This is a genomic window from Fontibacillus forbon, from assembly GCF_046559655.1.
GTDB lineage: Bacteria > Bacillota > Bacilli > Paenibacillales > Paenibacillaceae > Fontibacillus.
Genome location: NZ_JBKGFV010000010.1, coordinates 39062 through 57357 on the forward strand (window position 1 = coordinate 39062; position 18296 = coordinate 57357).

The window sequence follows — 18296 nt, forward strand, 5'->3', positions numbered from 1 at the left end:
ATGATGTACTTTTGCACCAATTGAGCTCATTCGGGCTCCTGCACAAGTAGATTGATGTATTTTTGCATTATACCTGTTCTGTTGCTCGATAAATCCGTGCAATAACTTCGCCGTCCCACTCATTTTCGAGTTGAACGTCACCAATCACAACCTGTCGGATGTCAACCGGTTCAACTGATTCCCGTCGAGATCGGGGAATAAGGGTTTGGGCAGATGGCAGAGTGACATTCCAAGTAGCTTTTACTCATGCCATCTGGCTACGAAATGATGCAAAAATGCAGCTTTTCTAAACGAAACCGACCGCTTTCCCGCAAATACCGCAAAAGTACATCATTTGTCGGGGCATATGGAGTAAAACTGGCTTATACGATGAAAAATGATGCACTTTTGCACCAATTGAGCTCATTCTGGCTTCTGCACAAGTAAACTGATGTATTTTTGCATTAGTTTGATTTAATTACGTACACCCTATTGGAATCTCGCTATACATCTAAAAAACAAAAGCCTGCCAAATTGGCAGGCTTTTTGAGTTGCAGATTTGTTTAAGGTCCAAATATTGACGGTATTGGGTCTGTTGCTGGGTATTCTCGAATTAGTTATTGCAAGTTATCGGTCTGGTTCGGTCGGCCGGTTGTTACTGTTGCGATTATTTCCGTCGTTATTGTTTCTGCGGTTGTTGGTGCTATTAGTTACTGGTGTTGCGGGTGCTGTTGTTGCCGGTTTTTCTGGTTTTTCTGGTTTTCTGGTTTTCTGGTTTTCTGGTTTTCTGGTTTTCTGGTTTTCTGGTTTTCTGGTTTTCTGGTTTTCTGGTTTTCTGGTTTTCTGGTTTTCTGGTTTTCTGGTGTTACTAGTTTTGGTGTTGCGAGTGTTACTGGTGTTACTGGTGTTGGTGGTGTTGGTGGTGTTACTGGTGTTGGTGCGGAAGGTGCTTGTGTACTGGTTTTGCTAGTGGCTGGTGGCGCTGGTATTGCGGATGTTACTGGTTTTACTGGTTTTACTGGTTTTACTGGTTTTACTGGTTTTACTGGTTTTACTGGTTTTACTAGTGATGCTGTTCACGTTATTACTGTCACAGTAGTTGCTTGTTACTGTTGCGCTATTGTTGACGTTCCTACTATTGCAACTCTTTCTGCTGTTGCTACTACCTTCTGCTGTAGCTACTGCATCTGCTGTTGTTCCTTTTACTTTACTGTGTATACTTGTCGGTCTAATGTTTGTCCAGTACTTAAAGCCGTTTCATCATGGTACCGCAACTACTTCTAGATTCCCAGTTCCGGGAATGAGAAGTAAAACTCGGGGAATCCGAACACGTAAGGAAGATAGTCATACAGTTGGAAGAAGATGACTACCCCGTTATCCTTCAAGTAAAAATCCGGGTTGTTCCCGATGGTTTCGAAGCCTCCGAAGTAGCCCTCGGTTTGCTTCAGTTGCTTAGCGATGGAAGGATCCACTATGCTTCGGAAGTTGGGATTGGCGCGCAGCACTTCATCCAGCGTCAGTAGCTTGCCGTCACTCAGTCGGAAGGTAAGGCCTTCTCTGACGCTAATACCATGCGCTCCACCCGTATAGGCATAGGTCTGTTCCAAAATGCTCAGGAGCCCACCTCGGTTATAGGTTACGGTGTAGTTGCCGAGATACTCGTAAGGACTGCCGTTAGGCGACGGTTGGTTTTCCTTCGCTTCCTTCAATGATTTTTGCACGAATGTATCGGCTCTTGCCTGAAGCAGGGTATTAATCTTCCGCTCGGCTTCCTTGCTACGCAGCCCGCTGACCTGAGGATACTGCACCTTGATGGAAGCCTCGGGTATTACCTTCTCTATGTTGCGCGTGCTGATCTTGATATCGTTCAAGCGGTGAGGGATCAGATTATACGAACTCCCACTCCCATCCTTAGTCCATTCCGAGGTGTACCCCAAATTATCGGTAAGTACTTTCACGGATACATACGGCTTGCCGTCAATGACCATCCACTCATAGGGGAGCACTTGCGTGCTTCCGTCCACAACCACTTTGGCCCCCGTCTCCGTAGGCTGAAGCTGGACAACGACATTTCCCCGCTTCAACGTGTAAGTATTGCTCTTCTCATCGAATTTCACCGGTATCTTTAAGCTTTTGCGAATCAGTTCCAAAGGAACCAGTACTGCCTCTTCCCCCATTACGCCTTGCTGTTTCAACGGTTTGCCCTTCAGCGTAACCTTTACCGGCTGGCCGGCTTTAGGTTTTTGGACTTGCACCGCAGACGGACTGCCTTGAGCAGGGTCAGCATAAGCCGGAGTGCCATACCAAGTCATGCTCCCCAATCCCGAAGCCAGCATACCGATAGCAAGCACTGCACAACCTATACGAAAAGCGAACTTTTTCATTTCTTAACCTCACTTCTTCTCGGAGTTACCCCAATTATTTCCCCGAGTGTGGAAAATCATGCTCCAGGAAGCAGGAGTTATAGAAGAAGTTCTCGTGCCAGCCCATCCCATGCGCCCGCTGCTACAGCATCTATTACCGTTCTGTTACCGTATTTTTACCGCATCTATTACCGCATCTATTACCGCACCAATTACCGCATCTGTTACTACATCTATTACCGTATCTGTTATACATCCGTTCCCGTTAGTGCATCCGTCCTCGTTTCTCCCTCGATGGGAACAGCGAGACTCGGTTCCTTGTCCCCGTTACCCGCCAAGCTGATTCTTCCCAGCTCCGACGACTCTCCGGCTGTGTTTACAGTTCCATAGATCAACAATTCTGACATGAAGTTATCGGAGAAAAATAACGCTTCGCCGAAAGACTTCGGCGGCGTCCCGCTTTCGCGCTTTTCACCAAGGCTGTCCTTCTGCCACTTGACGACCAGCAGGCCCTCCTTATTGACTTCCGCATACCAGGTCATTCCCTTGTAATCCCGCTTCAGGCGCAGCGCTTCCCCCTTAGGATACGTATTTGTGGTCGTAAATCCTTCCCCGGTCACCGGAAGCGGCTCGGTATCCCGCTCATATACCAACTCCAGCCGGGAGGCGACTTCACGGGCTTCGGTCAAGTCTCCGCTCATCAAGGTTTCATAGTTTGCCTGTCCGGATGGAGTCCGGATCACCGCCCGGTTCTCTTCCTTATTGAAAGATACATAACCGCCCAACTGCTCGGAAATGAATCTTAACGGCACATAAGTACGCCCCTCCTTCACGGTAACCGGCACATCAATGGCCACCTTCTTACCGTTTACCTCTGCTGCCTTCTCGCCCGCCTTCAAAAGAATGCTCTTCTTATTCGATGGGTTGGATACGACGATGGTTTTCTTCTTGGAATCATAAGAAATATTCCAAGCCGGATCCTTCAAAGCGACGAGTTGGATCAGGGTTCGGTCGTTCACGGTCAAAACTTCCACTTGCAGCCTCCCGTTGACGAATACGCTAGTCTCCTCATTGGCAGGAAGCGCAGAAGCAGAACCTTCCGCCGCAAGCAGCGAGCACACGATCCCTGCTATCACAAAAGCTTTTTTCAAGTTGATCATCTCCTTAGCAAGACTCTTTTACCCGACTTACTTCTATAGACGCAAACTAAAGAGATAAAGTTAACTAAGCCGGATCAATCGGCGCGTTACGCAACCCTACCCACATAGAGCCATCCAAACAAAAAGAGCGTGGTTTCCCACGCTCTTCCCTTAGTCATTACTCCCGGCCGCTCTTCAACTCGGTCCAGAAGCGGTCGTATACTTGCAGCTTGTCGCCGACATCGCCCAGCCATTCGGTCCGGGACAATTCGTCTTCCGACAAGTTGATCATTTTATCGCCATTGTATTCTTCACTATGAAATTCATGTGCTTTGACGTTCGGATCGCTATAGCCGATGGATTCATAATTTTTGGCGCTGTTTTCCGGATCCAGCATGAAGTCGATGAACTTCTCCGCCAGTTCCTGATGCTTGGCGCCTTTCGGAATCGCATAGTTGTCGGACCAGATTGTTCCGCCTTCCTTAGGCACTACATAGGCTACGTCCGGATTGTCTTTAGCAATAACAGAGGCATCGCCGGACCAAACCGTAGCGATCCAGCCTTCTTCTTGAATCATCTTCTGCTTGATATTGTCGGTGTCAAAAGCGAGCACGCTCGGCAGCAGATTCTTCAAATCATCCACTGCGGCGGTAATTTCGGCTTCATCGGTCGAACTGTTCGATTTGCCGGCTTTTTTCAGCGCCATGCCGATGACTTCGCGGTTATCGTCCAGCAGGATGACTTTCCCCTTGTATTCGGGATTCCAGAGGTCTTCCCAGCTGTCGATCTCGTCTTTCACGTATTTCGTATTGTATGCGATGCCTGTGACGCCGGAGGTGTAAACAATGGAATACTTGTTGTCCGGGTCAAAGGACGGGTTCTTGTACGTATCGGAAATATTCGCGAAATTCGGAATATTGTCCTTGTTCAATGGTGCGAGCAGATCCTGCTTGATCATTGTTGCCACCATGTAGTCGGAAGGCTGGATCAAATCATAGCCACCGCCGCCTGCTTTGATTTTGGCGAGCAGATCTTCATTGTTGGCAAACACATCGTAGTTGATTTTCACGTCGTACTGTTTTTCAAAAGCTGCCAGTACATCTGCGTCAAAATTGTCCGCCCAGCTGTAAATGTTCAACGTTTCCTTGGACGATCCACAACCCGACAATACCGCAAGCACCATAGTAGCCGCCAGCACCAGGCCGGCCCATTTCATTTTTTTCAATTCTCTATCTCCTCTCTTTCTTTCATCGTATTGGAAGTCTACAAGCAAACTGCCTTAAAACGGAAGAACCGATTGTTTCTTCTGGCCCTTCCCTCTATTTAACATGAATTGAGCCAGGAAAATCAATGTTACGCTGACGAGGATCAAAATCGTACAAAGCGCGTTAATTTCCGGGGAAATACCCCGTTTTACCTGACCGTAAATATAAATCGGCAAAGTCGTCGAGCTCGGACCGCTGACGAAAAAGCTGACCATGAAATCGTCAAGCGACATCGTAAATGCGATCAATGCCCCGGAGATGATCCCCGGCATGATTTGCGGCAAGGTAACGTGCCTAAAAGTTTGCCAGGCATCAGCACCGAGATCCTGCGCCGCCTCTTCCAATTGGCCTCCCATTCCCGTCAGTCTCGTGGTCACGATCACATAGACATAGGAAACGCAGAAGGTGATATGCGCGATAATAATCGTCAATTTCCCTAGCGGCATATGAAACTGGGTGAACAGGACCAACAGGGATAACCCCATGATAATGTCCGGAATGATGATCGGCAGATAAAGCAGACCGCCCACGCCGGCTTTAGTCTTCCGGCCAACCTTGCGGATCGTTAGCGCAGCCAGCGTACCAAGCAAGGTTGAAACCACGGTTGAAACAAGCGCAACGGTCATTGTGTTGCTAAGTGCTTCCATGACATGCCGGTTAGTGAACAGAGAGGCATACCATTCGAACGTAAAGCCGCTCCAGTCCGCGGCAAGCCGGGAGCTGTTGAACGAATAGGCGATAATAAAGGCAATCGGCACATAAATGAATATCATGACCAGCAGGGAATGGATCCCGAGCAACGGATGATTTTTCCGCTTCATCAGCGTCCCTCCTTTGCCGTCAAATGTCTGGATGTCATCGCTTTATTAAACAGAGCGATCAAGACCAGCGACGTGATTACGAAGATCACCGATAACGCCGAACCGAACGGCCAATTACGCGCTCCAAGGAACTGGCTTTGAATGATGTTACTGATCATCGCCGATTTGGCCCCGCCCAGAATATCGGTCACCACGAACATGCCGGTCGTCGATACATACACAAGCACCGAGCCGGTCATAATCCCTGACTTCGTCTGCGGCAGCGTAATGTGCCAGAAAGATTTCCAGCCGGTTGCACCCAGGTCGCTCGCCGCTTCAAGGAGCTTCTTGTCCATCTGCTCCAGCGCCACATAAATCGGCAGTACCATAAACGGAATAAAAGTATACACCATGCCCAGCAGTACCGCGCCCTTGGTGTACAGCATTTGCAGAGGCTCCTGGATCAATCCGAAATCCATCAGCAAATTGTTGACCACGCCCTGCGTCCGCAATAGCAGCACCCAAGCATAAGTACGGATCAGGAAGTTAATCCAGAACGGAATCGTGATCAGCGCCAATCCCCAGGTTTGCATCCTCGGACCGGCATTTGCGATATAATAGGCCAGCGGATAGCTGAGCAGCAAACATAAAACGGTAGTCAATACGGACAGAACAATCGTGTCCCAATAAATACCCAAATAAAGCGGATCAAAGAACGTGGCATAAGCATCCAGATTTAAATTGAACACCACATTGCCGAGTTCGTCCCGGCCCATAAAAGAAATCCCTATTACGATCAGCATCGGAACGACCAGGAACAGGCTCAGCCAAAGGAGGACCGGCAGAAGGCCCAGGCTTGATTTCTTCATGACCCGATAACCACCTCATCCTCCGTATTCCAATTCACGCCGATTTTTTCTCCAACTTGCCATGGGCGGTCATCGGTAAAATCAAGCACGATGGACACCGTCATCGGTTCATCGTCGAGCTGAACGATCAGTTTGTGGATACTCCCCAGATAAAGGACATCCAACACTTCTCCCGTTCGCTTGGCCGTGTCCTGATTACGGACGGCTTTCAGTTTTTCCGGACGCACAGCAAACAGCCGCCCATCCTGTGAGAAAATATTGTTCTCTCCCACAAATGTAGCGGAAAACAGCGTAGTCGGTGTAGCGTAAATCTCCCGTGGCGTTCCGATTTGTTCCACCTTGCCGCCATTCATGATCACGATCCGGTCGGACAGCATCATCGCTTCCTCCTGATCATGCGTGACGTATACGAATGTGATCCCCAGACTGCGCTGCAGATGCTTCAGCTCGGATTGCAGGTTCTTCCGCAGCTGCAGATCCAACGCGCCTAGCGGTTCGTCCAGAAGCAGCACTTTAGGCTTGTTGGCGATCGCGCGGGCAATTGCTACGCGCTGCTGCTGCCCGCCCGAAAGCTGATGCGGGTAACGTTTGACCAGCGGAGTCAGTTGCGTCATGGTTACGGCCTCATGAACGCGCTCCCGCTGTTCTTTAGCCGGCATTTTTTTCATTTTCAGCCCGAAAGCGATATTGTCCTCCACCGTCATATGCGGAAAGAGTGCATAATGCTGGAAGACAAGGTTCAAATCCCGGCGGTTCGGAGGCAGGCTCGTCAAATCGGCCCCGTCCAGCAAAATCTTTCCTTTGGTCGGATGCTCGAATCCGGCGATCATGCGCAGAATCGTCGTCTTGCCGCAGCCGCTCGGGCCCAGCAAGGTCAGGAATTCCCCTTCCTTAATGGTGAGCGAAAGCGGATGCACAACGACTTGTCCCTGAAAGTGTTTTTCAACCCCGGACAGCTCAATCATGTATGCATCAACTCCTTCATAGGTTGTGTGATAAATTGTTGCCTTTAAGAAAAAAAAGCCATATCCATTGGTATGGCTTTATCAGGTCTATCGATTCATTTTTTGCATATTCACTATACCTTGTTTTGGCGCGGGTTACAACACTTTTCTAGGGATTGGCAGCGGTAAGAGGGCGAGAAATATTGCGAAAATTCGACAGTCTCCAACAAAAAAGGCCACTGCCTTGCAACAGTAAGCCTTTGCCGGGACACATGCGCCTTATTTTGTTACGACGAAATCCATCATTCCCTCGTCTCCCGAAGCTGTAAACAGGACTGGCTGATTTTTCCGGTTAAACAATAAAACAACAGGTCTCTGCCCGGGCTCGAATATAACAATTGCTTCATGGATGCGATCGTCAAACCAATCGTTATGGATCCGCGTATGCAGGGGAACCTTCATTAATATTCCTTTTGGAAAGTCCAGATTACTGCGTCCGTTCAACTTCATGTCGGCAAGCATCAGCTTCATCCTATATTGAAGATCCTTGCTGAACTCTACTCTCTTTATCAGTACATTTTTGTCCAAATCCACGATTTCTACAAACCCCTTCGGGGGTTCATCCGTAGCAGCGTCGATATGGGCTTGTCCGTAACATCCAAGCATGATGGCAACACATAACATTACGGCCATCCACTTTTTCGGCAATCGCCCCATGATATCCCTCCTCCATCTAGCCCATCGGAGCCAATAATTCATTGAACCGTATCATTTGCGAAATAGTGACACCTGGCGACTCTGTTATATTATGTATATAAATGAACAATTCTATTTCTTGGAGGCTTTGCAGATTGAAAAAAATGACGGTCATCGCCATCTCCGCAACCATGATCGCTTTGCTCTTAGCAACAACTGTGCTAGTCTGGAAAATCACCATTCAAGATAAAAAGCCAACCGAATATCAATTCGAGATTCATACGCCGGATTTTGACATCAAAGATATTCACCTGGTCTCCTTCGGCAGTTATCTGTACCTGGCTCCGAATTATTATTTGGAGGTTACAGGCGCTAATCAGCAATTTGACGGGATTATTATTTCCGGTACGGTCGATGGGGTGCATGTTTTGGATACCGCCTTCGGGGGTGATCCCTTTCAGCGGTATGAGACGCACTTGACGGAGTATTTGGGGGAGGGAATTCTTTTTAATGGTCTCAAGGTCCGTAATGATTCCATCATGAAAGTACATATCTCCTATACCGTGAATTCGTTGAAAAAGGATTATTACGAGGACATCAAATTGATCGAAAAGCTGAAGCCATTCACCAAAGTAACCGGAGCAACACAAAACAATACAAAATAAAAAAGAAGCCGGGTTTCCCGACAGTTACAACTGTTAGGGCCCGGCTTCGGTTTTAGTCTATTTCATTTCAAAAATGACGCTGAGCGTTGTCTTCAAAGTCACTTCGCCCGGTTCCACGGCTGTGCTTGCGGCTCCATCCGCGGTAGCCTTCATCTGAAGAGCTTCATTTTGCATGTAGATCGGGGTTTCCCCTCCGCCCGACTGCGTCACGCTGACTACGACGCCGAGGCTGCGACCGGCCGATTTGGCAATCGCCGCCGCTTTCAGCTTAGCATTGCTCATCGCCTTCTCGATCACTTGCTCCTGGTACTGGTCCGGGTTCTCGGTGCTGAACCGGATATTGTCGATCCGGTTGGCTCCGGCTTGCGAAACGGCGTCCAGCAATTGGCCGACTTTCGCTAAATCGCGGTAAGTTACGTTCAACGTATGCTGCGCGGTGTATCCTTTGACTTTTTGGCCATCTTTTTCGGTGTAGGTATAGTTAGGCTGCACGTAGAATTGGCCGGTTTGAATGTCCTTTGCATCAATATTCCACGTATCCTTCAGCAGCGTATTGATCTTGGCGATCTTCGCCGCATTCGCGCTTTGGGCTTCCTTCGCCGTATCGGCCTGTGTCTCTACGCCAAGCGATAGATACGCAACATCCGGTTTAGCGGAAATTTCTCCGCTCCCCACTACGCTTATGATATTCTTCTGCAACTCACCGTCGGCATAAACAGGCTGGGATGCGTTGAGCGCACCGCTCAAAAACGTTCCGCCTACGAGTAAAGTTCCCGCTATCAGTACTGCACCTACAGGTTTTATCCAAGTTTTCATGAATTGACCCTCCATTTATTGGTGAATTTAACTACTAAACGCAGTACAAGATCAAATGTTGCAGGACAAACCACAAAATCTTCATAATTTTTACCGGGCTGCGCATTCCGTATTCAGATTGCTCGCTGGATCCGGCAAAGTTTAACTGGATAACCTACAGTTATTTTGCACACTTGGTCGTGTTGGGCGTAACTAGCTGGAGAAACTACAGTTAATATCCCCTTTTTACCCTCTTGAAGCCTAAACAGGCCTAATTAGCTGGAAGATTTCCAGTTAAATGTGTTGATAGGGTCAATTCCCCGAAAATTAACTGGAGAAAAGCCAGTTACTTGGCCCAAAATCACCCAAGTCACTCCATAATAAAAAGGGGATGAATCCGCTCGCATGAACGGATTCATCCCCTTTGTTTTTGCATAAGAATCGAACCAAACCAAAAATTACTGGTTCTCCAATTCCTCTTTGCTGACCAAATTGATTAAAGCGTTTGCAGCCTGCTCGGCGTCCGCACCTTCCGCGCTGATGTAAATCTCGGTGCCAGTGCTGATGGCAAGGCTCATAATGCCCATGATACTCTTGGCATTCACTTTTTTATCGTCTTTCTCGACGAAAATTTCGGACGAGTATTTATTCGCTTCCTGAACGAAAAGCGCCGCCGGCCGGGCGTGAAGACCCGTTTTCAGACGAACGGTTACCGGGTTTTTGATCATCAAACCTTACCCCCTATTACAAATTCGATCACGTGTTCAACAATGTGAACATTTATAATTTATATCATTATATCATACACAGCCTACGTCACACTAGCAAAACAACTTTAGCTCCCGCGAATTTTTTCCGCCAGCTCGTCGATTTTGCGCAGCCGGTGGTTTACGCCGGACTTGCTTACCGTACCCTTCAGCAGTTCGCCGACTTCCTTAAGGTTCATATCCGGATGCGCGAGGCGCACCTCAGCGACTTCCCGCAGCTTGTCGGGCAAATTTTCGAGACCTACTTCCTTTTGCAGCAGCTTGATGTTGTCGATTTGCCGGACGGCGGCACCGATCGTTTTATTCAAATTGGCGGTTTCGCAATTAACGATCCGGTTCACGGAGTTGCGCATATCGCGCATTATCCGCACATCCTCAAATTTGAACAGAGCCTGGTGCGCGCCGATAATGTTCAACAGCTCGATGATTTTTTCGCCTTCCTTGATGTAAAAAATAAAGCCCTTTTTGCGTTCGATGCAGCGTGCGTTCAAATGAAACTCATTGGCGAGATCGACAAGCGCCTGACAGTGCTCTTCGTACATGGAGGAGATCTCCAGGTGATAGGAAGAGCCTTCCGGGTTGTTGACCGAGCCGCCGGCCAGGAACGCGCCGCGCAGGTAGGCCCGCTTACAACAGTTTTTCCGGGTAAGGTCGGGATTAATCCCCGGCGTAAAAATAAATCCCTCCGAAACGATCTGCAGCTCCTTCAAAATCTCCTGAACCCGGCCAGGAATGCGCACGATGTAAACATTGTTTTTCTTGAGGCGCATCTTCTTGCGGACCAGCAGTTCGGTGTGGATCTGAAAATGCTTTTTCAACAAAGAATAAATCCGCCTTGCTATCGCGGCGTTTTCCGTCGAAATGTCCAGAATGACCTTTTTGTTCGAAACCTGAACCGAACCGTTCATCCGGATCAACGCGGATAGCTCCGCCTGTTCACAGCAGGCATCGGCCTCGACCATGGTCAATTCTTTTTTGGTTTGCGCCGCAAACGACAAGGGACTCACCTCTTTCGTAAAATCCAGTTTTGCACCAGCTGATATATATGATGGCTCAATTTGTCCGCATCATGCCGCAAATAGCGGCGGAACAGCACGAGCGTATCAGCGATGACTTTATATCCCCGGCCCGTTACCACATCCCAGTCGACTTGAACGGGTTTGGCGCCTTTCTCGGCATAGAAATCCTGAACTTGCGTCGGGATCTCGCCGTCATTGACGATGACGTAATCAAACAGGTGGTGACCCACGTGCTCGTAAACGGCCTGCAAGTGATCGCTGACCGTATAATTGTCGGTTTCGCCCGGCTGGGTCATCACATTGCAGACGAAAATTTTAATCGCGCTCTCGTTTTCCAGAACCGCCTCGGCCAGCTTCGGCACCAGCAGATTCGGAATGATGCTCGTGTACAGACTTCCCGGTCCGATCAGAATCGCATCGGCTTCCCGGATGGCCTCCACCGCTTCCGGCAGAGGTTCGACCTCTTCCGGCTCCAGAAAAATCCGCTTGATCTTGCCGCCGGCTTCCGGAATCTTGGATTCGCCCGTAATAATCGATCCGTCTTCCATCTCCGCATGGAGCACGACCGCCTGACCGGCGGCCGGCAGTACGCGCCCGCGTACGGCAAACACGCGGCTAAGCTCACGAACAGCGGTAACGAAATCACCGGAAATATCGGTGATCGCCGCTAAAATCAAGTTGCCCAAACTATGTCCGGCCAAACCCGATCCGGAGGCGAAACGGTAATTAAGCATATCCGACAACAACGGCTCGACGTCCGCCAAAGCGGTTAATACGTTACGGATGTCCCCCGGAGGCGGCATTTGCAGCTCGCTGCGGAGAATCCCGGAACTCCCGCCATCATCGGCTACGGTAACAATGGCCGTAATATCGAGCGGTTTCTCTTTCAATCCGCGAAGCATAACCGATAGGCCGGTTCCCCCGCCCATCACCACGATCCGCGGCACTCTTCCTTCCTTGGACCGATTTGCCACTTCTGACTCACCACTTTCTCTGAGCGGCCACTAATGCCGGTCTCGGCCCTCGTCCCGATGACTCACGCGAATGGTTTCCGTTTCGCTGGTCCCGAGCATCCGGCCCAAATATTCGGCGATCGCGACCGAACGGTGCTTACCGCCGGTACAGCCGATCCCGATAATGACCTGGCTTTTTCCCTCTTTATGATATTGAGGCAGCAGGAAGTGCAGCATGTCTAACAACTTGGTCAGGAATACCTGGGTTTCCGGCCACTTCATAACATAATCATATACTTCACTGTCTTGTCCCGTGTGCGGACGAAGCTGCTCAATGTAATGCGGGTTCGGCAGGAACCGGACGTCAAACACCAGGTCGGCGTCGATCGGTATGCCATATTTAAATCCGAAAGATGTAATATTAACAGATAAATTGCTGCTCTCCAAGTGGGAAAACCGGGTAATGATCTTTTCTTTCAACTGGGCCGGCTTCATGCTGCTGGTATCAATGACCTGGGTAGCCGACAGTTTCAGCTCCTCAAGCATTTTGCGTTCCAGCCGGATTCCGTCGAGCGGCATCCCCTCCGGAGCCAACGGGTGGCGGCGGCGGCTTTCTTTATACCGCTGTACCAGCACCGCATCGGTGGCGTCCAGGAACAGGATCTCGCTTTTGATAGTGAAATGATCTTTAATGTACCCGAGCGACTCCGACAGGGCGGTGAAAAATTCCCGGCCGCGAAGGTCGATGACAAGCGCCACTTTGGCGATCTTGCCCTTGGACTGTTCGATCAGCTCCGCAAACTTAGGGATAAGAACCGGGGGTAAATTATCGACGCAGAAAAATCCGAGATCTTCCAAGCTTCTTACAGCAAGTGACTTACCGGCTCCCGACATGCCAGTAATAATAATCAGATTGGCAACTGAAGAAGTATCTTTTTCCGGCATCCTTTTCCCTCCTCGAAAAATCTCCTATTCCTTATATCTCTTATTTAAACTCCTATTACGAACGAAGGAACAATCCGGCCGCGCCGACCATTCCGGCGTCGTTCCCCAGGGAAGCAGGGACGATCTTGAGGCCCTTTTGGACCGGTTCCGGCGTATGCTTGGCAAATACGTTGCGCACTTCGTCGAACAAAATGTCTCCGGCTTTGGACACGCCGCCGCCGATGATGAACAGCTCCGGATTCAGCACGACGGCAACAGCGGCCAGTGATTTACCGAGATAGAAAGCGGCGCGGTTTACGATCCGGATCGCCGTTTCGTCGCCGGCTTTTGCCGCGTCAAATACGTCTTTAGCCATGATGTTCTCGACCAGTGCAAGGGAAGTACGTTCCCCGCGCGCTACGGCATCCTTGGCCATACGGATAATTCCCGTTGCGGAAGAAACCGTCTCCAGGCAGCCCATTTGGCCGCATCCGCATTGAATCGCTTCCAGATCCGGCACGACAGCCATATGTCCCAGCTCTCCGGCCAATCCGCTGAACCCTTGATAGATTTTGCCGTCAATAATGATGCCGCCGCCGACGCCGGTACCCAGCGTATAGCATACGCAGTTTTCAACGCCTTTGCCTGCGCCGCCCCAAGCTTCGCCAAGCGCCGCCACGTTGGCGTCGTTGTCTATTTTGATCGGCTTGCCCAAACGTTCTTCCAGGATTTCACGAATGTGAAGATCCTTCAAACCTACATTCGGCGCCAAAATAATAATGCCTTCGCGTACGTTAGTAAAACCGGCCACCCCGGCACCTACACCTGCCACTTGCTCCCACTCAAAAGGGGATTGTTCCACAATCAGGCGAACATAGCGCTCGATGTTATTAACGATCGTTTCAGCGCCCTTCTCCGTTTCGGTGGGCCCTTCGTAAGTATGAAGAAGCTGACCTTCTTCATTACAGATGCCGACTTTAATCGCCGTTCCGCCCAGGTCAACACCAATGTAGATTTTTTCAGACATTGTACAAGCCACCTTTTTCTCTAAATAGTAAATAATACGATAATATTCCTACGTACCAACTATAAGCGAACCCATCCGTTCGGTCAAGAGACGCCGGAAGTCAGAGAATCCAGTAAAGACAAGGCTTTCCGGCAATATGACAACGATCACAACCATTGGAAAAAGAAACCGCCCCGACCTCCGCAACAAGCGGAAATCAAGGCGGCAGTCCAATTAGGACATGATCCGTTTCTGCCCTTCCAGAGCGCGAATCGGCGCGATATTTTGCGTGAATTCGAGGGTGCCCAGATAACGTCCGTCCTCGCTGCGAACCGCGAAGTACCGGATATACACAAATTTGTCCTTAACCGGAATCCAGAAGTCCTCGGCGTCCTTTTTCCCGGCTTTGAAATCCGCCAGCAGTTCGTTTACGATATGCACGCTTTGCGGCGGGTGGCAATTCTGCACCGTCCGGCCGATGACCGCTTTCGTGCGGGCAAATATCCGCTCCTTGCCGTGGGAGAAGTAACGAACCACATCGTTCTCGTCGATAAAGGTCAAATCCACGGGCAGATGGTTCATGACCGCTTCAAGTTGCTCCACCGACAGGATGCCGGTCTGAAATTTCACGTACCCTTGGGGAGCTCCATCCTCCTCCTCGCTTCCATCCTCCGCCGTCTCCATGCCCGGGATCGGAGAACGCTCTGGAATCCATTCCTGGTCGGGAGACGTCAGGCAGAAGCCGATCTGGTCGCTTTCGCGGGCGATTTTTACCCACTCGTCTTCGGTTAGCTTCTCCAGGGCCATCGGCAGCAAAATGTTCTCCTCTTTGAAGATCATCGCATTTACTTCCTGAATGATCCGCTCCAGATCGATGCACAGCGTCTCTTGGTCGCCGTCATAGGACGTCAGTTTGGCCTTGACCTCCTTGATCATTGCGCGAATGCCGTCATCGACGCCCCACATGACCTTGGTCGGACCGAAAATGCCGTATCTCTCCAAATAAGGAAAGAGCAGATTCTCTTTTCGGCTGTAGTGTTTATCGATATCAAGCAGCAGGCTCAAGTCCTCCAACAGTTTGTAAATAACGTCTTCGGTAACCTCTTTTTTGAATTTGTCCAGATGAAGCGCGATTTTGAAGTTGACCAGCCGCTCGATCTCGCGATTCTCCAGCTTGAACGTATGAACCGGATGCCCCGGCTGCTCTTCCGGCGTGGAGGAACGATGAATGTCTTCAATCGAGCCTTTAAAAATTTCGGTATGCACGGAACACAGCCGCTGCACCTCTTCGACGGGAATGCCCTCCTCCTCCATCAGCGCATGCTCCATCGCGGAGATTTCGGACACGGTAACATCGCCTACGGCTTCTTCGAAGCGTGCCTTTACTTCCTCCACGCTCTTCCCCTCATGCAGTTCCTTGATGATTTCCTTCAGCAGAGCCTGACGGCGCGTCTGTTCCGGTACGCTTTGCTCCCGGTTGTTGATGAGTTCGCTCATTTTCGGATCTCCCTTCACCTTTTCATTTCAATTAATTCATTGTCCATGGGCCTGATATGCCGCTAAAAGTCTGATCAAATATTCTATCAATATTAAAATAAGTAAAATTTAAGTGATAACCGTTCTCACATAAAAAGTAGCATAGCGGATATAGCCGACTTGTGATTGTAATCACAAATTAAAATTTGTTGACCCGGACGGTTTATTTTTCCTCACCAATTTGCCACAATAGATTCCGAAAGGAATGATTCCAGATGATATCAAGCAAAAACATCTTATATATTGAAGACGACCGGGAAATCGGGGAATGGGTTAGCTCGGACTTAAGGGAGCGCGGGTACGGCGTCACTTGGCTTACCAGCGGAGAACGTGCCGTCGAAGAGGCGGCTTCGAGCCAGTTGGCTATCCTGGATGTCATGCTGCCCGGACTGGACGGATTTACCGTAGGGCAGCGGCTGAAAAAGCAGTATCCCGGAATGCCGATATTGATGCTGTCCGCTAGGACATCGATCGATGACAAGCTGCAGGGTCTCCAGTTTGCCGACGACTACCTGACCAAGCCGTTTCATCCCGATGAGCTGGCGGCCCGGGTCGAGGTACTGTTGCGCCGCAGCGGCGCGGCTTCCTCCGAGGCGTTGGAATTAAAGCATCTGCTCGTGTACGAAAAAGAAAACACGATCAAAAACCGGGAGACGGGGGAAGAAATCGTATTGACCGGGAAACAGTTTCACATTTTTCAATATTTGCTGAGACATCTCGGGCAGATCATGACCAAGGAACAAATTTTCGAAGCGGTCTGGGGCGAACCTTATCTCGACGGTGATAAAACCTTGATGGTACATATCCGCCATTTGCGCGAAAAATTAGAGCGCGATCCCGCCGCCCCGGAAATTATCGAAACGATCCGTGGCATCGGCTATCGGGTGCGGTCATGAGACCCGCTCACAAACTCAAATTCCGCAACTCGCTGCTGTCGCGCTATCTGGTCATCATTTGCTTCGCGCTCGTGTTCATCCCGATTCTGATTCCGTTCAGCTTTATCGCTTCGTGGGGCGTTAACCGGCTGCTGTTTCCCGCGTCGGTGGAGCAAGAACCCTTACCGCGCTCCTATGGGTCAGCCTATACGCTGGAGGAGGCATGGCACAAAGAAGCTCTGGCCTTTGGCGGAAAAACGCCGGCGGAAATTGATGCCGGTCTGAAGAATCTCAAACAGCGCTATCCGGATGCTTCCATGTTCTGGGTCGACGCGGAAGGCGTAACCCGCCTTCGGTTGCCCGAACGGAGCGGCCTGCCGGCCAAGTGGTCGCCGGAGGACGCCATTTCCTATATGAAAACGGCCGTGGACTCCGACCCTTTTACCATCGTCGCTTTTATAGGCGGGGAAAAGGAGGCGGCGGGGCAAGGCTTTATGGTATTTGAACTTCCCCGTAAACATATGAAAAAGACGACCGGAAACGGAGATGGAGATTCCCGGTTTTACGGGTTCTTTATGTTTTTGATGTTTGCTTTCTTTATTCTGCTATCTTATTTATTCTTCCGGGATATCCGGAAGCGCCTGCTCCGGCTGGAATCGGGCATGACCCGGACCGGGCCGAACGGATTGCCGGTCCGGATTCCAACAGGCCGGCCGGATGAAATCGGACGCCTTGAGCAGGCATTCAATCATATGGTCGACGAGCTCGGCTACAGCCGGCGCCGGGAGCATGAAGAGGAAGAGCTCCGCAAGAGCCTGATCAGCAATCTCTCGCACGACTTGCGGACCCCGCTGACCGTACTCGCCGGGCAGCTGTATTCGTTCCACAAGGAACCGCTCTCCGAGCAGGGACGGACAGCCCTGTCCCTGATGGAGACCAAAATCAACGATCTCGGCGGGCTGATCGACCATCTGCTCTCCTACAATCTGCTCGCCAGCGGGCGATATGTTATGAATTTAGAGAGCCGGGACGTCCTGCGCGTCGTCCGGGTGAGTGCCGCGGCCTGGTACCCGCTCTGGGAAAAGGCCGGTATCGAGGCCGACATCGACCTGCCGGAGGAGCCGCTGTCCTGGCGGATCGACGAGCAGGGCTTCCGCCGCGTGCTCGACAACCTGTTCCAGAACCTTGTGCGGCACGCGGGTTCCGGCGGCTACGTCGGCATCTCGGTAGCGCAGCGGCACAACAGGGCGGCGCTGGTCATCGCGGACCGGGGGCCAGGCTTGGGCGCGGCTTCCCCGGCGAAAGGCGCCGGCCTCGGCCTGCAGATCGTCGATCTGCTGCTGCGGGAGATGGGCCTTGTCCGCGAGACGGAATCGTCCGCGGATGGCGGGACGAAGATCTATATTTATCCGGCTGTTTAGCTAGAGAGCATCCTAACCTAAAAACTAACCTAACCGACACCGCCGACACCGACACCGACATAATTAACTGGAAAACATGCAGCTAATTTACGTCTAAGGTGCACACTGCCCCATTAACTGGAAAACCTCCAGCTAATTTGCCCTGATTCCGTTCATTTGCGCGAAAAGGGGCGAATTACATGCAGGTTTTCCAGTTATTTTATTTAAATCGCTTATTTCAGCGAAATTAACTGGAGAAAATCCAGTTATTGCTCACTCTCTTAAACAAAATTTAAACTTG

At 50.4% G+C, this 18296-nt stretch carries 18 protein-coding genes; 4 read left to right on the forward strand and 14 right to left on the reverse strand.

What is annotated here, in order from left to right; all coding sequences use genetic code 11:
• Positions 1-538: 538 nt before the first annotated feature.
• Positions 539-949, forward strand: coding sequence for a hypothetical protein (locus tag ACLB09_RS24695; RefSeq protein WP_410772486.1), 411 nt, complete (start codon positions 539-541; stop codon positions 947-949).
• Positions 950-1259: 310 nt separating this feature from the next.
• Here the strand turns inward: ACLB09_RS24695 and ACLB09_RS24700 are convergent, their stop codons facing one another.
• From ACLB09_RS24700 to ACLB09_RS24730, 7 genes are all read right to left on the reverse strand, one after another.
• A complete protein-coding gene (locus ACLB09_RS24700; protein ID WP_410772487.1) occupies positions 1260-2363 on the reverse strand; it encodes a PdaC/SigV domain-containing protein in 1104 nt (367 codons plus the stop codon).
• 227 nt (positions 2364-2590) lie between these two features.
• Complete coding sequence (locus tag ACLB09_RS24705) at positions 2591-3493, reverse strand: copper amine oxidase N-terminal domain-containing protein (RefSeq protein ID WP_410772488.1); 903 nt, start codon at positions 3491-3493, stop codon at positions 2591-2593.
• A gap of 166 nt (positions 3494-3659) precedes the next feature.
• Positions 3660-4706: an ABC transporter substrate-binding protein gene (locus ACLB09_RS24710; protein WP_410772489.1), complete on the reverse strand. Its 1047-nt coding sequence runs from the start codon at positions 4704-4706 to the stop codon at positions 3660-3662.
• A 54-nt stretch (positions 4707-4760) separates the two neighbouring features.
• Complete coding sequence (locus ACLB09_RS24715; RefSeq protein ID WP_410772490.1) at positions 4761-5567, reverse strand: ABC transporter permease; 807 nt, start codon at positions 5565-5567, stop codon at positions 4761-4763.
• Complete coding sequence (locus ACLB09_RS24720) at positions 5567-6415, reverse strand: ABC transporter permease (RefSeq protein ID WP_410772491.1); 849 nt, start codon at positions 6413-6415, stop codon at positions 5567-5569. Before ACLB09_RS24720 ends, ACLB09_RS24715 begins: the two co-directional genes overlap by 1 nt.
• Positions 6412-7380, reverse strand: coding sequence for an ABC transporter ATP-binding protein (locus ACLB09_RS24725; RefSeq protein ID WP_410772492.1), 969 nt, complete (start codon positions 7378-7380; stop codon positions 6412-6414). The genes ACLB09_RS24720 and ACLB09_RS24725 overlap by 4 nt, the downstream gene beginning before the upstream one ends.
• Before the next feature lie 258 nt (positions 7381-7638).
• Positions 7639-8076 (reverse strand): hypothetical protein, encoded by a 438-nt coding sequence (locus ACLB09_RS24730; RefSeq protein ID WP_410772493.1) that lies wholly within the window; start codon positions 8074-8076, stop codon positions 7639-7641.
• Between the two features lie 134 nt (positions 8077-8210).
• Here ACLB09_RS24730 and ACLB09_RS24735 point away from each other — a divergent pair, with 134 nt between their 5' ends.
• Positions 8211-8720: a hypothetical protein gene (locus tag ACLB09_RS24735; RefSeq protein WP_410772494.1), complete on the forward strand. Its 510-nt coding sequence runs from the start codon at positions 8211-8213 to the stop codon at positions 8718-8720.
• A gap of 57 nt (positions 8721-8777) precedes the next feature.
• On the opposite strand, the gene ACLB09_RS24740 is transcribed toward ACLB09_RS24735, so the two are convergent.
• From ACLB09_RS24740 to ACLB09_RS24770, 7 genes are all read right to left on the reverse strand, one after another.
• The gene (locus tag ACLB09_RS24740) at positions 8778-9536 is read right to left on the reverse strand and encodes an SIMPL domain-containing protein (protein ID WP_410772495.1); all 759 of its coding nucleotides are present in this window, start codon (positions 9534-9536) and stop codon (positions 8778-8780) included.
• A gap of 437 nt (positions 9537-9973) precedes the next feature.
• Complete coding sequence (locus tag ACLB09_RS24745) at positions 9974-10243, reverse strand: HPr family phosphocarrier protein (RefSeq protein ID WP_114497387.1); 270 nt, start codon at positions 10241-10243, stop codon at positions 9974-9976.
• Between the two features lie 107 nt (positions 10244-10350).
• The gene (gene whiA, locus ACLB09_RS24750) at positions 10351-11280 is read right to left on the reverse strand and encodes a DNA-binding protein WhiA (RefSeq protein WP_410772496.1); all 930 of its coding nucleotides are present in this window, start codon (positions 11278-11280) and stop codon (positions 10351-10353) included.
• A 5-nt stretch (positions 11281-11285) separates the two neighbouring features.
• Positions 11286-12230 carry a gluconeogenesis factor YvcK family protein gene (locus tag ACLB09_RS24755; protein WP_410772517.1) on the reverse strand — a complete coding sequence of 315 codons (945 nt, stop codon included), beginning with the start codon at positions 12228-12230 and terminating at the stop codon, positions 11286-11288.
• Positions 12231-12305: 75 nt separating this feature from the next.
• The gene (gene rapZ, locus ACLB09_RS24760; protein WP_410772497.1) at positions 12306-13199 is read right to left on the reverse strand and encodes an RNase adapter RapZ; all 894 of its coding nucleotides are present in this window, start codon (positions 13197-13199) and stop codon (positions 12306-12308) included.
• Positions 13200-13254: 55 nt separating this feature from the next.
• Positions 13255-14205, reverse strand: coding sequence for an ROK family glucokinase (locus ACLB09_RS24765; protein WP_410772498.1), 951 nt, complete (start codon positions 14203-14205; stop codon positions 13255-13257).
• A 213-nt stretch (positions 14206-14418) separates the two neighbouring features.
• Positions 14419-15681 carry a DUF438 domain-containing protein gene (locus ACLB09_RS24770; protein ID WP_410772499.1) on the reverse strand — a complete coding sequence of 421 codons (1263 nt, stop codon included), beginning with the start codon at positions 15679-15681 and terminating at the stop codon, positions 14419-14421.
• Positions 15682-15935: 254 nt separating this feature from the next.
• Here ACLB09_RS24770 and ACLB09_RS24775 point away from each other — a divergent pair, with 254 nt between their 5' ends.
• Together ACLB09_RS24775 and ACLB09_RS24780 are read left to right on the forward strand one after the other, a co-directional pair.
• Positions 15936-16616, forward strand: a complete 681-nt coding sequence (locus ACLB09_RS24775; RefSeq protein ID WP_410772500.1) for a response regulator transcription factor — start codon at positions 15936-15938, stop codon at positions 16614-16616.
• Complete coding sequence (locus ACLB09_RS24780) at positions 16613-18016, forward strand: HAMP domain-containing sensor histidine kinase (protein ID WP_410772501.1); 1404 nt, start codon at positions 16613-16615, stop codon at positions 18014-18016. Before ACLB09_RS24775 ends, ACLB09_RS24780 begins: the two co-directional genes overlap by 4 nt.
• The last annotated feature ends 280 nt before the right edge of the window (positions 18017-18296 follow it).

What these genes read in the sequence shown, in the direction of transcription:
- ACLB09_RS24755 (WP_410772517.1), bottom strand. Translation starts at nt 12,230, where the DNA reads ATGGGCGGGGGAACCGGCCTATCGGTTATGCTTCGCGGATTGAAAGAG.
- ACLB09_RS24780 (WP_410772501.1), top strand. Translation starts at nt 16,613, where the DNA reads ATGAGACCCGCTCACAAACTCAAATTCCGCAACTCGCTGCTGTCGCGC.
- ACLB09_RS24775 (WP_410772500.1), top strand. Translation starts at nt 15,936, where the DNA reads ATGATATCAAGCAAAAACATCTTATATATTGAAGACGACCGGGAAATC.
- ACLB09_RS24725 (WP_410772492.1), bottom strand. Translation starts at nt 7,380, where the DNA reads ATGATTGAGCTGTCCGGGGTTGAAAAACACTTTCAGGGACAAGTCGTT.
- ACLB09_RS24770 (WP_410772499.1), bottom strand. Translation starts at nt 15,681, where the DNA reads ATGAGCGAACTCATCAACAACCGGGAGCAAAGCGTACCGGAACAGACG.
- ACLB09_RS24730 (WP_410772493.1), bottom strand. Translation starts at nt 8,076, where the DNA reads ATGGGGCGATTGCCGAAAAAGTGGATGGCCGTAATGTTATGTGTTGCC.
- ACLB09_RS24715 (WP_410772490.1), bottom strand. Translation starts at nt 5,567, where the DNA reads ATGAAGCGGAAAAATCATCCGTTGCTCGGGATCCATTCCCTGCTGGTC.
- ACLB09_RS24740 (WP_410772495.1), bottom strand. Translation starts at nt 9,536, where the DNA reads ATGAAAACTTGGATAAAACCTGTAGGTGCAGTACTGATAGCGGGAACT.
- ACLB09_RS24720 (WP_410772491.1), bottom strand. Translation starts at nt 6,415, where the DNA reads ATGAAGAAATCAAGCCTGGGCCTTCTGCCGGTCCTCCTTTGGCTGAGC.
- rapZ (WP_410772497.1), bottom strand. Translation starts at nt 13,199, where the DNA reads ATGCCGGAAAAAGATACTTCTTCAGTTGCCAATCTGATTATTATTACT.
- ACLB09_RS24745 (WP_114497387.1), bottom strand. Translation starts at nt 10,243, where the DNA reads ATGATCAAAAACCCGGTAACCGTTCGTCTGAAAACGGGTCTTCACGCC.
- ACLB09_RS24700 (WP_410772487.1), bottom strand. Translation starts at nt 2,363, where the DNA reads ATGAAAAAGTTCGCTTTTCGTATAGGTTGTGCAGTGCTTGCTATCGGT.
- ACLB09_RS24765 (WP_410772498.1), bottom strand. Translation starts at nt 14,205, where the DNA reads ATGTCTGAAAAAATCTACATTGGTGTTGACCTGGGCGGAACGGCGATT.